Origin of the sequence: Micromonospora sp. NPDC049049 (assembly GCF_040649115.1) — a bacterium.
Lineage (GTDB): Bacteria > Actinomycetota > Actinomycetes > Mycobacteriales > Micromonosporaceae > Micromonospora.
The window spans coordinates 1-14754 of record NZ_JBEZEX010000040.1 but is presented as its reverse complement, the minus strand read 5'-3'; the positions used below and the strand labels follow the sequence as shown (position 1 = coordinate 14754).

11 protein-coding genes are annotated in these 14754 nt (G+C 70.9%); 4 read left to right on the top strand and 7 right to left on the bottom strand.

The genetic code is table 11. The features are described 5' to 3' along the window. Positions 1–6: 6 nt before the first annotated feature. Positions 7–1563 carry a glutamine-hydrolyzing GMP synthase gene (guaA, locus tag AB0B68_RS28655; RefSeq protein WP_355010065.1) on the bottom strand — a complete coding sequence of 519 codons (1557 nt, stop codon included), beginning with the start codon at positions 1561–1563 and terminating at the stop codon, positions 7–9. A gap of 152 nt (positions 1564–1715) precedes the next feature. Then, positions 1716–3413 carry a GMC family oxidoreductase gene (locus AB0B68_RS28650; protein ID WP_357264014.1) on the bottom strand — a complete coding sequence of 566 codons (1698 nt, stop codon included), beginning with the start codon at positions 3411–3413 and terminating at the stop codon, positions 1716–1718. Between the two features lie 145 nt (positions 3414–3558). Here AB0B68_RS28650 and AB0B68_RS28645 point away from each other — a divergent pair, with 145 nt between their 5' ends. Beyond that, the gene (locus AB0B68_RS28645) at positions 3559–4677 is read left to right on the top strand and encodes an LCP family protein (protein WP_357197751.1); all 1119 of its coding nucleotides are present in this window, start codon (positions 3559–3561) and stop codon (positions 4675–4677) included. Positions 4678–4684: 7 nt separating this feature from the next. Here the strand turns inward: AB0B68_RS28645 and AB0B68_RS28640 are convergent, their stop codons facing one another. Then, on the bottom strand, positions 4685–6142 hold the full coding sequence (locus tag AB0B68_RS28640; protein WP_357264010.1) for a M1 family metallopeptidase: 1458 nt from the start codon (positions 6140–6142) through the stop codon (positions 4685–4687). A 110-nt stretch (positions 6143–6252) separates the two neighbouring features. Beyond that, a complete protein-coding gene (locus AB0B68_RS28635; RefSeq protein ID WP_357264007.1) occupies positions 6253–7656 on the bottom strand; it encodes a M1 family metallopeptidase in 1404 nt (467 codons plus the stop codon). Positions 7657–7890: 234 nt separating this feature from the next. Here AB0B68_RS28635 and AB0B68_RS28630 point away from each other — a divergent pair, with 234 nt between their 5' ends. Then, positions 7891–9006, top strand: coding sequence for a sugar phosphate isomerase/epimerase (locus AB0B68_RS28630; RefSeq protein ID WP_357197760.1), 1116 nt, complete (start codon positions 7891–7893; stop codon positions 9004–9006). Between the two features lie 61 nt (positions 9007–9067). Here AB0B68_RS28630 and AB0B68_RS28625 read toward each other — a convergent pair whose 3' ends face one another. Together AB0B68_RS28625 and guaB are read right to left on the bottom strand one after the other, a co-directional pair. Continuing rightward, positions 9068–10186: a GuaB3 family IMP dehydrogenase-related protein gene (locus AB0B68_RS28625; RefSeq protein ID WP_091406427.1), complete on the bottom strand. Its 1119-nt coding sequence runs from the start codon at positions 10184–10186 to the stop codon at positions 9068–9070. 30 nt (positions 10187–10216) lie between these two features. Continuing rightward, positions 10217–11779 carry an IMP dehydrogenase gene (gene guaB, locus AB0B68_RS28620; RefSeq protein WP_357197765.1) on the bottom strand — a complete coding sequence of 521 codons (1563 nt, stop codon included), beginning with the start codon at positions 11777–11779 and terminating at the stop codon, positions 10217–10219. Positions 11780–11965: 186 nt separating this feature from the next. Here guaB and AB0B68_RS28615 point away from each other — a divergent pair, with 186 nt between their 5' ends. After that, positions 11966–12385 (top strand): DUF5319 domain-containing protein, encoded by a 420-nt coding sequence (locus AB0B68_RS28615; protein ID WP_355010073.1) that lies wholly within the window; start codon positions 11966–11968, stop codon positions 12383–12385. Positions 12386–12653: 268 nt separating this feature from the next. On the opposite strand, the gene AB0B68_RS28610 is transcribed toward AB0B68_RS28615, so the two are convergent. Continuing rightward, complete coding sequence (locus AB0B68_RS28610; protein ID WP_355010074.1) at positions 12654–13469, bottom strand: response regulator transcription factor; 816 nt, start codon at positions 13467–13469, stop codon at positions 12654–12656. 253 nt (positions 13470–13722) lie between these two features. Between AB0B68_RS28610 and AB0B68_RS28605 the strand changes: the two genes are divergently transcribed. Next, positions 13723–14106: a WhiB family transcriptional regulator gene (locus AB0B68_RS28605; protein WP_355010075.1), complete on the top strand. Its 384-nt coding sequence runs from the start codon at positions 13723–13725 to the stop codon at positions 14104–14106. Positions 14107–14754 lie beyond the last annotated feature (648 nt).

Below are 14754 nucleotides of genomic sequence, written 5' to 3'. Positions count from 1 at the left end.
CGGCGCTCACTCCCACTCGATGGTGCCCGGCGGCTTGCTGGTGACGTCCAGGACCACCCGGTTGACCTCGGCGACCTCGTTGGTGATCCGGGTGGAGATCCGGGCCACGATGTCGTAGGGCAGCCGGGACCAGTCGGCGGTCATCGCGTCCTCGCTGGAGACCGGGCGCAGCACCACGGGGTGCCCGTAGCTGCGCCCGTCTCCCTGCACACCGACGCTGCGCACGTCGGCGAGCAGCACCACGGGGAACTGCCAGACACCCCGGTCGAGGCCGGCGGCGGTCAGCTCCTCGCGGGCGATCAGGTCGGCCTGGCGGAGCAGGTCGAGCCGCTCCTGGTCGACCGCGCCGATGATCCGGATGGCCAGACCGGGGCCGGGGAACGGGTGCCGCCAGACCATCGCCTCGGGCAGGCCCAACTGGAGGCCGAGCGTGCGGACCTCGTCCTTGAACAGGGTGCGCAGCGGCTCGACCAGCGCGAACTTCAGGTCTTCCGGGAGGCCGCCGACGTTGTGGTGGCTCTTGATGTTGGCGGTGCCGGTGCCGCCGCCGGACTCCACCACGTCGGGGTAGAGGGTGCCCTGGACGAGGAACTCGACGTCGCCGTGTGCGGCGATCTCGCGGGCCGCGGCCTCGAAGACCCGGATGAACTCCCGACCAATGATCTTGCGCTTCTGCTCCGGGTCGGTCACCCCGGCGAGCGCGCCGAGGAACCGGTCGGTGGCGTCGACCACCTTCAGCTTGATGCCGGTGGCACTGACGTAGTCCTTCTCGACCTGCTCGGCCTCGCCGGCGCGCAGCAGGCCGTGATCGACGAAGACGCAGGTGAGCTGGTCACCGACGGCCTTGTGCACGAGCGCCGCGGCGACCGCCGAGTCGACTCCGCCGGAGAGGCCGCAGATGACCTCCTTGTCGCCGATCTGGGCGCGGATCCGGGCGACCTGCTCGTCGATGATGTTCTCGGGAGTCCAGGTCGGCTCGATGCCGGCGATGTCGTAGAGGAAGCGGGTCAGCATCTCCTGGCCGTGCGCGGTGTGGCCGACCTCCGGGTGGAACTGCACGCCGGCCCGTCGACCGGCCAGGTCCTCGAAGGCGGCGACCGGCGCGCCCGCCGACTCGGCGGTCACCGTGAAGCCCTCGGGCGCCTCGGTGACGCAGTCGCCGTGGCTCATCCAGACCGGCAGGTCCGCCGGCAGGTCACGCAGCAGCACACCGGGGTCGAGGAGGCGGGGGCGCAGCGGGGTGCCACCGTACTCACGGTTGCCGGTCCTGGTGACGGTGCCGCCGAGCGCCTGGGCCATCGCCTGGAAGCCGTAGCAGATGCCGAAGACCGGCACGTCGGCGCTGAACACGCCCGCGTCGATCTGCGGCGCGTCCGGGGCGTAGACGCTGGACGGGCCGCCGGACAGGATGATCGCGGCCGGGTTCTTCGCCAGCATCTCGGCGATCGGCATCGAGTGCGGCACGATCTCGGAGTAGACCTTCGCCTCACGGACCCGGCGGGCGATGAGCTGGGCGTACTGGGCTCCGAAGTCCACCACGAGGACTGGGCGAGGCAGGCTCATGTGCACGAAGCCTACCGACAGTCACGGCCGCTGCCGGCACCGGCTCGCCGGCAATCCACTCTCCCGGCGATCTTGCACTTTCTGCCCCGACAAAGGCCACGAATGCCACGTAAGGACATCCGAAGGTGCGAGATCGCGGAGGTGGCGGCGGGTCACTGTCGCAGCGCGCCCGGGGCGTGCGGCGGGACCGCCGGGTTGTGCGGGGGTACGGGTGCGAGGCGGCGGTACGGGGAGCCGAGCGGCGGGCGGAAATCCTCGTCGCCCTTGTTGGGCCAGAAGGACATCGCCCGTTCCGCCTGTGCGGTGATCGTCAGGGACGGGTTCACGCCCAGGTTGGCCGAGACGGCCGCGCCGTCGACCACGTGCAGCCCGACGTGCCCGTACACCCGATGCCAGGGGTCGATCACCCCGTCGGCCGGGGTGGCGCCGATGACCGCCCCGCCCAGGATGTGCGCGGTCATCGGGATGTCGAACGGTTCGGTGAGTGAGCCGCCGGGGGTGCCGCCGATCTCGTCGGCGAGCATTCGGGCGGCGGTGTTGCCAGCGGGGATCCAGGTGGGACTGGGCGCGCCGTGGCCCGGGCCGGTGACCAACCTGCTGCCGAGCGGGCCACGCCGCCACCGGGTGGTCAGCGAGTTGTCCACGGACTGCATGACCAGGGCGATCACCGTCCGTTCCGACCAGCCGCGTACCGACAGCATCCGCGCCGCCAACCGGGGCTGCCGCACGATGCTGCCCAGCCAGCGGCGGACCCGGTGCGGGCCGCCGTCGACCAGCAGCGACTGGAGCAGCCCCATCGCGTTGGAGCCCCGCCCGTAGCGGACCGGCTCGATGTGTGTCTGCGGGTCGGGGTGGAACGAGCTGGTGATGGCCACCCCCTCGGTGTAGTCCAACCGCTCGGACCGGGCCCGTTGGCGTGGCACCGAGGCGCCGAGGATCGCCTCCGAGTTGGTCCGGGTCAGCTCACCGAGGCGGGCCGAAAGCCCGGGTAGCGCACCGTCGGCCCGCATCCCGTGCAGCAGCCGCTGGGTGCCGAGCGCCCCGGCGGCGAAGACCACCTGATCGGCGTGGATGACCTGTCGAGCCTTGCGCAGCCAGGCGCCGGTGCGTTCGGTGTGCACCTCGTACCCGCCGCCGTCGGCGGGCCGGACGGCGGTCACCGTGGTCAACTGACGGACCGTGACCCCGAGCCGTTCGGCGAGCCAGAGGTAGTTCTTGACGAGGGTGTTCTTCGCCCCGTGCCGGCAGCCGGTCATGCACGAACCGCAGTGCAGGCAGCCGGTGCGTTCCGGGCCGGCACCGCCGAAGTACGGGTCGGCGATCCGCTGGCCGGGCCGGCCGATGTGCACGCCCACAGGGGTGGCGTGGAAGGTGTGCCCCACCCCCATCCGCTCGGCCACCGCGCGCATGGCGCGGTCCGCGCCGGTGTCCACCGGGTACGTGGTGACGCCGAGCATTCGTTTCGCCTGGTCGTAGTGGTGGGCCAACTCGTCGCGCCAGTCGGTGATGTCCCGCCACTGCGGGTCGTCGTAGAAGGCCGGCAGCGGTTCGTAGAGGGTGTTCGCGTAGACCAGCGAACCGCCGCCCACCCCGGCGCCGGAGAGCACCAGCACTCCGCCGCCGGATCGTCGACCGGCCGGGCGGAGCAGGGTGAGCCGTTGGATGCCGTAGCAGCCCAGCTTGGGTGCCCAGAGGAACCGGCGGAGCCGCCAGGACGTCTGCGGGAACTCGTCGTCGGCGAAGCGGCGGCCGGCTTCCAGCACCGCGACCGAGTAGCCCTTCTCGGCCAGTCTGAGCGCGGTGACGCTGCCACCGAAGCCGGACCCGATGACGAGCACGTCGTACCGCATGGGTGCATCATTACTCGCCAGTAGCGCTCGCGCCAGCGCCCGTTTTTGCGCGATCATGCTCCGGCCGACCGACCCGGCGCCTCCCGGCCGCAACCCGGAGCACCCGTCGGAGCGTTGTTCACCAGACGGGTGGGAGGAATCCAGGATGGTTCTCGGGTCGATGGCGCCGCGCCGACGGTGGCTGCTGCTGGGGTTGGCGGCCCTCGCCGTCGTCGCGCTGATCGCGGCCGGCACCGTGGTGATCACCCGTCTGACCGGCGACAACAAGCCGGGCGGCGCTCCGGTGGCCGGCTCACCGACCCCGTCACCCGTCGGCACGCCGACCCCGAGCCCCAGCGGCCCACCGCCGGGCGCGGACATCACCGGCCCGCTCAACCTGCTGCTGGTCGGTGTGGACACCCGGGTCAGCGTGCCCGGATGGGAGCCGCACTCGGACGCCGTGCTGGTGCTGCACGTACCCAAGGGGTTGAATCGTGCGTACCTCTTCTCGCTCCCCCGCGACCTGCTGGTGGACATCCCGGCGTTCCCGAAGGCCGGCTACAAGGGCGGCAAGACCAAACTCACGCACGCCATGAGCTTCGGCAGCCGGGTGCCGGGCAAACCCAAACAACCCAGCACGGCCCAGGGGTACGAGCTGCTGCGCAGCACTGTCAGCGGCTACACCGGGCTGCGCATCGACGCCGGCGCGGTGCTCACCTTCAACGGGTTCGACCGGCTGGTCAACGCCCTGGGTGGGGTGGACATCTACATCGACCAGCGGGTCGAGTCGCTGCACCGCCGACCGGACGGCAAGTACCGGGAGAGCGCGCCAGGCGGCTACAAGGGGCCGCAGCAGGTCTACGAGAAGGGCGAGATGCACCTCAACGGCTGGCAGGCGCTGGACTACGCGCGGCAGCGCTACATCACCGGCGGTGACTACGCCCGGCAGCGCCACCAGCAGCAGCTGATCCGGGCGATGACCCGCAAGATCCTGGACGAGGGCCTGGCCAAGCAACCCGAGCGCGTCGACCAGGTGGTCTCCGCGCTGGGCGACACGCTCGTCTACGTGGGCGGACGCCGGATCGTCGACATCGCGTACGCCCTCAGTGGCCTGCCGGAGAACCGTTTCACGTTGGTCGGGCTACCCGGTTCCGGCGTCGGCAAGGGCAGCGCCTACCGGGGTGAACAGCTCACCACCGAGGGCCGGAAGTTCCTCACCGAACTCCGCGCCGGCCGCGCCGACGCCTACCTGGCCGCCCACCCCAAACTTGTCGTGAAGAACTGACCGCGGCTCAAAGCCGCTTGGGCTGTGCGGGCTTCTTCGTGCCGTAGAGCCAGGCGTCGAAGAGCGCGTCGAGCTGCTTGCCGGAGATCCGCTCGGCCACTGCCACGAACTCGGCAGTGGTGGCGGTGCCGTCGCGCTTCTCCGCCGCCCAGGTCTTGATGATCTCGAAGAACGCCTTGTCGCCGACGGCCACCCGCAGGGCGTGCAGGGTCATGCCGCCGCGCTGGTACACCGACTCGCTGAACAGCTTCTCCGCGCCCGGCTTGCCCGGCGGTGTCTGCCACACCCGCGCGGACATGCTGGCGTACCGGTTGTCGAACGCCTCCTTGGCGGTGTACGCCTCGGTGTGCTCGGCCCAGAGCCACTCCGCGTACGTCGCGAAGCCCTCGTTGAGCCAGATGTCCTCCCACCTGGCCAACGCGACGCTGTCGCCGAACCACTGGTGGGCCAGCTCGTGCGCGACGACCTCGGTGTTCTCGCCCTGCCGGAAGAAGCTCGCCGCGTACACCGGTCGGCTCTGCGTCTCCAGGGCGTAGGAGATCCGGCTGTCGGAGATCACCACACCGCCGTACGCGTCGAACGGGTACGGCCCGAACACACTCTCCAGGTAGTCCGCCACCGCGACGGTCTGCGCTATCGACGCGTCCGCGTTCCCCTTGGGCTCGGTGGTGGTGACCGCGTTGTAGACCGGGCGGCCCTTGTGCTCGCCGGTGGTGATCCGGAACTTGCCGATCACCAGCGTGCTCAGATAGCTGGCCATCGGCGACTTCTCCGACCACTTCCAGGTGGTCCAACCGCCCGTGCTGGTCTTCCCGCCGGGAACGCCGTTGCTGATCGCGGTGAGGCCGTCCGGAACGGTGACCTCGTAGTCGTAGGCCGCCTTGTCCGACGGGTGGTCGTTGACCGGGAACCAGGTGCTGGCCGACTCGGGCTGACCCAGCGCGATGGCACCGTCGGCGGTGTGCAGGAAACCACCGTCACCGAGCGCCTCGTTCTTCAGCGGCTTCGGCTTGCCCGCGTAGGTGACCTCGGCGACGAACCCGTTGCCGTTGATCAGCCCGGAAGCCGGCTTGATCACCAGCTCGTTCCGCTTGCGGCTGTGGGTCGCCGGTGCGCCGTCCACAGTGACCGCGCTGACGGTCAGGCCGGCCAGGTCGAGGTTGAACGACGACAGGTCGGTGGTCGCGGTGGCCCGCACCGTTGTCGTACCCGTCAGCTGGTCCTTGGCCGGGTCGTAGCGCACCTTCACCGTGTACCGCCCGACGTCGTAGCCGCCGTTGCCGTAGGTCGGGAAGTAGGCGTCGCCGACCCCGTCGGCGCCCGCGGCGAACGTCCGCGCCGGAGTGGGGGACGCGTTCGGTGACGGGGCCGCCTCCGGGCCCGCCGAGTCGCATCCGGACAGTGCGAGCGCACCGGTCACCAGCAGGCCGGCAGCCACTCGCAGTCTGTGCCGCGTCCCGCGCATCCCACACCCTTTCCGCACGGTGGCCGGTCACGGCCTCCGCAGTTCCGCGCGAACGGGCGCCTACCCGCCGTTCGCAGGCGGCAGCATATCGACCGGGCGGCGGGGCCGGATCACGGCAGTGTGGGAGCCGACCCGCCCACCAACCAGGCGTCGAAGAGCGGACGCAGTTGCCTCCCGGCGACCCGCTCGGCCAGCGCGACGAGGTCCGCCGTGGTCGCGTTGCCCGCCGCCCGCTCGGTGGTCCAGGTACGCAGGATGCGGAAGAAGAGGTCGTCGCCGACGGTCCGGCGCAACGCGTGCACGGCGAGCGCCCCGCGCTTGTAGACGGCAGTGCCGAACATCTGCTCCCGGCCCGGCTCGACCGACGGCTGCGTCCAGTCGGTCGCCGCGTACTGGATCTCGAAGTTGCGCTGGGCGGTCCGGCCGCCGTCGTGCTCCTCCCACAACCACTCGGCGTAGCTGGCGAAGCCCTCGTTGAGCCAGATGTCGCTCCACCTGGTCAGCGACACGCTGTCGCCGAACCACTGGTGCGCCAGTTCGTGCGCGACGACGCTCGGGTTCGGCTTATCGTCCGCGAAGAAGCCAGGCCCGTAGACCGGCCGGGACTGGGTCTCCAGCGCGTACCCGATCCGGTCGTCGGCGATCACGATCCCCCCGTACGAGTCGAACGGGTACGGGCCGAAGCGGCTGGCCAGGAAGTCGACGATCGCGCCGGTGCGGGCCAGCGAGGTGGCCGCGCCGCCGGTCTCCGGCAGGCTCGCGGCCACCGCCGTGACCATCGGTCGACCCGCGTGCGTGCCGGTCACCACCCGGTAGTCGCCGATCACGAGCGTGCTGAGATAGCTGGCCATCGGGGCGCGCTCCGACCAGCGCCAGGTGGTCCAACCGTCGGCGCTGCTCTTCGGCCCGGGTACGCCGTTGCTCAGCGCGGCCAGGCCGTCCGGAACGGTCACCGCCAGGTCGTAGGTGGCCTTGTCCGACGGGTGGTCGTTGACCGGGAACCAGGTGGCGGCCGAGTCGGGTTGGCCGAGCGCCACCGCGCCGTCGGCGGTGTGCAGGAAACCACCGCTGCCCAACGCCCCGTCGTCGACGGCGGTGGGGATGCCCGCGTACTCGACAGTCACTGTGAACTGCCGGCCGCGCGGCAGTCCGTCGCGGGGGGTCACCACCAACTCGCCGTCGTCGCGCCGGTGCTCGGCCGCCACGTCACCCACGCTGACCGCGCGGACCTCCAGGCCGACCAGATCCAGGTTGAACCGGGACAGGTCCTGGGTGGCGGTGGCCGTGATGACGGCTCGACCGGTCAGCCGGTCGGTCGACGGGTCGTAGCGCACGTCGAGGCCGTAGTGCCCGACGTCGTAACCGCCGTTGCCGTGCCCCGGCACGTACGGGTCGCTGACGTCGGCGGCACCGGGCCGGAAGCCGTCGCGGTCGTCGCCGGTACAACCGGTGACTGCCAGCCCGATCGCGCAGGTCAGCGCGGCGATGCGCAGTCTGCGTCCGGTCCGGACCATGCCCACTCCTCCTGCGGCGTTGCGGCCTCCTGCGCCTCTCGCCTCCTGCGCCTCTCGCCTCCTGCGCGGTGCGGTCAGGACGAGCGTAGTCAGCATCGCGGGCCGCGCGGCCGGTATCGACGATCATCAGTAACTTTCGTTGAATCAAACAAAAGCTGCCGTCGATCGAACCTATCTTTCGACTTAGACCGACGTTAGTGTCTGTCTCCGACCACCGTCGCGAAAGGTGGAACCATGCCAGACCACACCGCCCCCGACGCCACCCCCACCGGCCGGCTCAGCCGCCGATCCCTGCTCGCCGCCTCCGCCGGCGCCGCCGCCGCGATCGGCGCGGCCGGCCTACCCGTCCTCGCCACCGGCACCCCCGCGCTCGCCAACCCCGGCAAGGCGAGCAAGCTACGGGTGGAGCCGCTGATCCCGGCCCGCAACCGCGGCATCATCCTCTACAGCGTCCGCGACCGGATCACCGCCGCGCCCGACGACAGCGGGGTGCCGTACGGCTTCGAGCGCGTCCTCGCCCGACTCGCCGAGATCGGTTACAAGGAGATCGAGTTCGCCGGCTACACCCAGAGCACCGAGATCCTGGGCCGGCAGATCACCCCCGCCGAGATTCGCAAGATCCTCGACGACAACGGCCTGGTGGCCAACGGCACCCACGCCTCGATCCAGCCGGCCACCTTCCAGCAACAGCTGGACATCGCCGAGGAACTCGGCATGAAGAACATCGGCACCGGCAGCGACCCGACCAGCAGCGCCTACAAGGCAGAGTGGGACGCCGCCGCGGACATCTGGAACGAGCTGGGCCGGCAGGCCAAGGCCCGGGGTATGCGGCTCTACACGCACAACCACGACGCCGCGTACAACTTCCTGATCGACCGGGGCCCACGCGACGCGCAGGGCCGGCAGACCCGGTCCTCCGGCATCCGCCGACTGGAGTACTTCTTCGAGATCACCGACCCGAGGTACGTCTTCTTCGAGCTGGACATCTACTGGGCCTACGTGGCCCGTTACAAGCACCAGAAGTACGTCAACCCGGCCGGCCAGGAGGTGACCGACCTGTTCGACCCGATCCTCACCGTGGCCGACCGGACCACCCGGTTCCCGCTCTTCCACGCCAAGGACGGCGACCGGGACACCAGCGTTCCCAACGGGTACCAGATGACCCCGCTGGGCGACGGCGACCTCAACTTCCAGCAGTTCTTCCAGACCATCGGCGAGCGCAACTTCCACCACGCCAACTGGGAGATGGACACCGCCCCCGGCGGCGCGGACAACAAGGGCCAGTCGCTCGACTTCGCGGCGACCAGCTACCGCAACATGTCCGACCTGACCATCTACGTGGAGAAGTGACAGCCGACTGAACACGACGAAGGCCGGCCCGTGCGGGCCGGCCTTCGCGCGTCAGGAACGGTCAGCGGTCGAGGACCAGGCCGACCTTCTGGAACTCCTTCAGGTCGCGGTAACCGCACTTGGCCATCGCCCGACGCAGCCCACCGAACAGGTTGAGCTGGCCGTCGGCCTCGTCCGCCGGCCCGAAGAGCAACTGCTCCATCGACCCGAGCGGCTCACCGGAAACCTCGAAGGCACCCCGGGGCAGCGACGGGTGACTCGCCGCCGAGTGCCACCAGGCACCACCGGCAGGGGCCTCGTCGCAGAGCGACAGCGGCTCACCGAGCATCACCGCGTCCGCGCCGCAGCCGAGCGCCTTGGCGATGTCGCCCGAGGTCTGGATGTCACCGTCGGCGATCAGGTGCACGTACCGGCCACCGGTCTCGTCCAGGTAGTCACGGCGGGCCGCCGCTGCGTCGGCGATCGCGGTGGCCATCGGCACCCGGATGCCCAGCACCGACTCGGTGGTCGACCACTCGTCGCCACCGATGCCCACGATCACGCCGGCCGCGCCGGTACGCATCAGGTGCAGCGCCGTCTTGTAGTCCGTGCAACCACCGACGATCACCGGCAGATCGAGGTCGGCGATGAACTCCTTGAGGTTCAGCGGCTCATCGGTGGTCGACACGTGCTCGGCCGAGACGATGGTGCCCTGGATGACCAGGATGTCCACCCCGGCGTCCAGGATCACCGGCGCCAGCGCGAGGGTGTGCTGCGGGGAGACCCGCACCGCCACGGTGCCGCCACCGGCGCGCAGCTCGCGGACCCGCTCGGCGATCAGGTCCGGGCGGATCGGCTCGGCGTACACCTCCTGGAGCCGCTTGGTGGCGCGGGCCTCCTCGTCGAGGCCGGCCAGCTCGTCCAGCACCTTGGTCGGGTTCTCGTAGCGGGTCCAGAGCCCCTCGACGTTGAGCACGCCGAGGCCGCCGAGCTGACCGAGCCGCACCGCGGAGGCCGGGCTCATGGTGGCGTCGGAGGGGTGACCGACGCACGGAATGCCGAACGGGTACGCGTCGAGCTGCCACGACGTCGAGACGTCGTCGACGTCCCGGGTACGGCGGCTCGGCACGATGGCGATGTCGTCCAGGTGGTAGCCGCGCTGCGCGGTCTTGCCCAGCCCGATCTCGACCACGTCACGCATGGGGGACTCCAGGTGGTTGGGGGTGTTGGATCAGCGGGTGTGGTAGTTGGGCGCCTCGACGGTCATCTGGATGTCGTGCGGGTGGCTCTCCTTCAGACCAGCCGCGGTGATCCGGATGAGCTGGCCCCGGCGGTGCAGATCGGGGATGTTCTCCGCACCGGCGTACCCCATCGCCAGCCGCAGCCCGCCGACCAGCTGGTGGGCGACCCGGGACAGCGGCCCCCGGTAGGGCACCTGGCCCTCCACGCCCTCGGGAACCAGCTTGTCGTCGCTGAGCACGTCCTGCTGGAAGTAACGGTCCTTGCTGTACGACTTGGCCTGACCCCGGGACTGCATCGCGCCGAGCGACCCCATCCCGCGGTACGTCTTGAACTGCTTACCGTTGACGAAGATCAGCTCGCCGGGGCTCTCCTCGCAACCGGCCAGCAGGCTGCCGAGCATCACCGTGTCCGCGCCGGCCACCAGGGCCTTGGCGATGTCGCCGGAATACTGGATGCCGCCGTCGCCGATCACCGGCACACCGGCCGGGCGGGCGGCCCGGGCCGCCTCCATGATCGCGGTCACCTGCGGCACGCCGACCCCGGCGACGATGCGGGTGGTGCAGATCGCGCCCGGCCCCACGCCCACCTTGACGCCGTCGGCGCCGGCGTCGACAAGCGCCTTCGCACCCGCGTACGTGGCCACGTTGCCGCCCATGATGTCAACCGTCACGTCGGCCTTCAGCCGGCGGACCATGTCCAGCACGGCCCGCTGGTGACCGTGCGCGGTGTCCACGATCAGCACGTCGACGCCCGCGTCGACAAGTGCACGGGCCCGCTTGTACGCGTCCTCGCCCACACCGATGGCGGCGGCGACCCGCAGCCGGCCGGCGTCGTCCTTGCTGGCGTCCGGGTACTGCTCGCTCTTGGTGAAGTCCTTGACGGTGATCAGGCCACGCAGCCGGCCCGAGTCGTCGACGATCGGCAGCTTCTCGACCTTGTGCTGACGCAGCAGCGCCAGTGCCTCGTCCTTGCTCACCCCGACCCGCGCGGTGACCAGCGGGGTGTGGGTCATGATCTCGCGAACCGGAGTGTTCGGCTCGGAGACGAAACGCATGTCCCGGTTGGTGACGATGCCGACCAGCTGGCCGTCGCCGTCCACCACCGGAACACCGGAGATGCGGTAACGCCCGCACAGCTCGTCGACCTCACGCAGCGTGTCGTCCGGGCTCGCGGTCACCGGGTTGGTGATCATGCCGGACTCCGAGCGCTTCACCAGGTCGACCTGGTGTGCCTGGTCCTCCAGCGAGAGGTTGCGGTGCAACACGCCGATGCCGCCCTGGCGGGCCATGGCGATCGCCATCCGGGCCTCGGTCACCGTGTCCATCGCGCTGGACAGCAGCGGAATGGACAACTCGATGTTGCGGGTGAGCTTCGTCCGGGTATTCACACGGCTGGGCACCACGTCCGACTCGCCCGGCTGAAGCAGCACGTCATCGAAGGTGAGGCCGAGCGGAACCACCCGGGCGGAGCCGGCCGGCAGCTCGGGCAGGTGGCCGCCCAGGTCGGCGTGCTCGCCGCCGGCCGGAAGATCGGTGCTGGGCGAATTTTCCACGATTGCTCCCCTGAGCTGCTCGGATGGGCTTCAGCGAGGTGGCGCGGGCGGGCACCGGAGCGCACCACGAAGCCGGCACGTCGCTTCATCGTACCCAGTGAGCTGGGCGACCCGTCCGTGGCAGGCCGGGCCGGCCCGGAGACCGGGGGGCGGACGTTCGCGCCGCGTTGGGTCTACGGTGAGGGGGTGCACGACGAGCCCATCGACCCGTTCAACGGCGACCCGGCCGATCCGACTGCGGGTCTGGATGACCCGGGCGATGACGCGACGCCGGATCCGCTGACCGACGTCGAGCGGCAGGATGTGCTGGAAGACCTCGCTGACCTGGAGATCTACCAGGCCCTGCTGGCCCCGATCGGGGTTCGCGGGCTCGTGATCGAATGCGAGGACTGTCGCGAACCGCACTACTTCGACTGGGACCTGCTCCGCGGCAACCTGCGGCACCTGCTCAACTCGGGTCGGCCCCGGGTGCACGAACCCGCCTACGACCCCGACCCGGACCACTACGTGACCTGGGACTACGCCCGGGGGTACGCGGACGGGGTGCACGACACCCTGTCCGAGGGCACCGAGGACGAGCCGGACACCCCGACCGCCACCAAGTAGCCCCGCGCGGCGGCCGCGCGGCGTACCCCTGCTGTCCCTCCCGCCGACCCGCCGGATGCTCCGCTGCCGCGTGGCGTGCCCCGACTGCACGGCGTGCCCGGCTGCGCGGCGTGCCCCGGCTGCGCGGCGTGCCCCGGCTGCGCGGCGTGCCCGGCTGCGCGGCGTGCCCCGACTGCGCGGCGCGCCCGGCTGCATGGCGTGCCGTGCGGCGTGCTCGCTTCCGCGCGGCGTGCAGTGCGGCGTGCCGTGCGGCGGCGTTGCCCGGGTGTCAGGCCACCAGACCGGCGCGGAAGCCCGCCGCCACCGCGTGCGCCCGGTCCCGAGCGCCAAGCTTGCGGAACAGCCGGCGGGCGTGCGTCTTGACGGTGTCCTCCGAGACGAACAGTTCCCGGCCGATCTCCGCGTTGCTCTTGCCCTCGGCCATGCCCAGCAGCACCTGAAGCTCACGCTCGGTGAGCCCGATCGACGCCCGACTGGGTCGGGCGTTCGGGGCGGGACGGCCCGGGTCGGTCTGCGCCGGCGACTCGCCGGTCCCCGCCTCCGCCTCGTCGTCGCCCCGCTGCACCGGCACCGACGCCACCCCGGCCGGCCCGTCGGCTGCTGTGGCCGTCCAGCCGGGCTCGCCGGAACCGCGCGGCGACGGCCCGGAGCGGCCGGAACCACCCACCGCCGCCGCGTCGCGGGCCGGATCGGTGATCCGCTGCCGGGAGGCTCGGCCAGGCGCGGTGAGCAGCAGGAGCGCCTTCGCCACCGCGCTGGTCAGATCATGATCGACATTCTGGATGAGCCCTCGGGCGCCGGCGCTGATGGTGGCCGCCGCGGCCTCGGACTCCTCGGTGCCGAGCAGCAGCACCGCCGCCTGCGGCGCACGCGCCAACACCCGGCGGACGAAGCCGGCGCTGTCCGGCCGGGTGAGGGCCGTGTCGGCCAGCACCACGTCGGCCGGTCGCTCGGCCAGCCGCAGCATCACCTCGGGATCAGAGACGGCGGTACGAACGATCGCGGACAACCCCAGCCGCGCGGCAGCAGAAGTAAGGTGCTGGGCCGCGAGTGGTGTCCGAACGCACACAAGAACGGTACGCACTGTGGTCTCCTCTCCGCCAACGAGCAGACCATGACGCGGTCGGCTGGGGAGGGGGTTCCCGGCAATCCTTCGAACTTTTCCGACAGATGGGGCAAAAGCCGCAATTTCTCGGACGTTTTCGATCACACACGTGTGAGTTGACGACAGCCCGGGTACCGGGAGATCCAGGCCGGGAACGGTGCGCCTGCGCGGCCCGCCGCCCGGATGCCGGCCATAAGGATTCTCGCGGAGCCGCGCGGGAGGAGGGGTGCTGATGTCGAACGTACGTAGACTGCCCGGACCCATCGTCGATCTCTGGGACTGGCAGCGACTCGGTGCCTGCCGAGGGCGCGACAGCGCCCAGTTCTTCCACCCCGACGGTGAGCGTGGTTCTTCCCGGCTGCGTCGCGAGTCCACTGCCAAGTCGGTCTGCCGCGCCTGCCCGGTACGCGCCGAGTGCGCCGCTCACGCCCTGTCGGTACGAGAGCCGTACGGCGTGTGGGGCGGCTTCAGCGAGTCGGAGCGCCTGCGACTGCTCGCCGTCGGCTGGGAGGACCTGGCAGACCGCCGGCACGCCCGGGTCGACGTCGCACGACTGGAGGCCCGCCTGGGTCGCCCGCACAAGTCGACCGTCCCGGCCCAACGCAACGTCGCCTGACCCGACACACGTCCCCGACATCCGCGAACCGCGCCTCCGTCCCGGAGGCGCGGTTCGCGCGTTTCATACGGTTTCCGCGGTTTCGCGTAGTCAGGGTCCCGCCCTGCCCCTGCGCCCTGCCATCGCGGCTGCGACAGGGGTTCGGAGCGAGCGGCCGGGCCGGCGGCCCAGGAGCAGGGACCGGGGCCGGGGCCGGGGCCGGGGCCGGGGACGGGGACGGGGGGTCGGGGACCGGGGGGTCGGGCCTAGGGGCCGACGCCGACGCCGACGCCGCCATGATCAACACGGGTTCCTTGATGTCGGGGCATCCTGCCCAGCTGGACACCGCGTTTTCGATGATGCCGAGTGGATCAAGCGGAGTGCGCGGCCCGAAGGGCTAGCCGAGACGGCCAGCCTGGGAGGTTTGCCCGGTCCGGGGCATTCGGGCTTGACGCGGGGCGTGGGCTTCTGCGAGTTATGCGATCTCTGTCCTGTGACGGGGCGCACTCGTGGGGCGGAATCATGGCCGGGCCGGGGTCGTTACACACCCTGACGATCGCAGCACCACCGACCGGCCGCCTGACCCTCAAGGGTGTGGGATGCAGGTCGCGCAGGTTGGAATGCCGACCTCCGCCCGGTCGTTACAGTCCCCACGAACGACCGAACGGG

What these genes read in the sequence shown, in the direction of transcription:
- guaA (WP_355010065.1), bottom strand. Translation starts at nt 1,563, where the DNA reads ATGAGCCTGCCTCGCCCAGTCCTCGTGGTGGACTTCGGAGCCCAGTAC.
- AB0B68_RS28650 (WP_357264014.1), bottom strand. Translation starts at nt 3,413, where the DNA reads ATGCGGTACGACGTGCTCGTCATCGGGTCCGGCTTCGGTGGCAGCGTC.
- AB0B68_RS28645 (WP_357197751.1), top strand. Translation starts at nt 3,559, where the DNA reads ATGGTTCTCGGGTCGATGGCGCCGCGCCGACGGTGGCTGCTGCTGGGG.
- AB0B68_RS28640 (WP_357264010.1), bottom strand. Translation starts at nt 6,142, where the DNA reads ATGCGCGGGACGCGGCACAGACTGCGAGTGGCTGCCGGCCTGCTGGTG.
- AB0B68_RS28635 (WP_357264007.1), bottom strand. Translation starts at nt 7,656, where the DNA reads ATGGTCCGGACCGGACGCAGACTGCGCATCGCCGCGCTGACCTGCGCG.
- AB0B68_RS28630 (WP_357197760.1), top strand. Translation starts at nt 7,891, where the DNA reads ATGCCAGACCACACCGCCCCCGACGCCACCCCCACCGGCCGGCTCAGC.
- AB0B68_RS28625 (WP_091406427.1), bottom strand. Translation starts at nt 10,186, where the DNA reads ATGCGTGACGTGGTCGAGATCGGGCTGGGCAAGACCGCGCAGCGCGGC.
- AB0B68_RS28605 (WP_355010075.1), top strand. Translation starts at nt 13,723, where the DNA reads ATGTCGAACGTACGTAGACTGCCCGGACCCATCGTCGATCTCTGGGAC.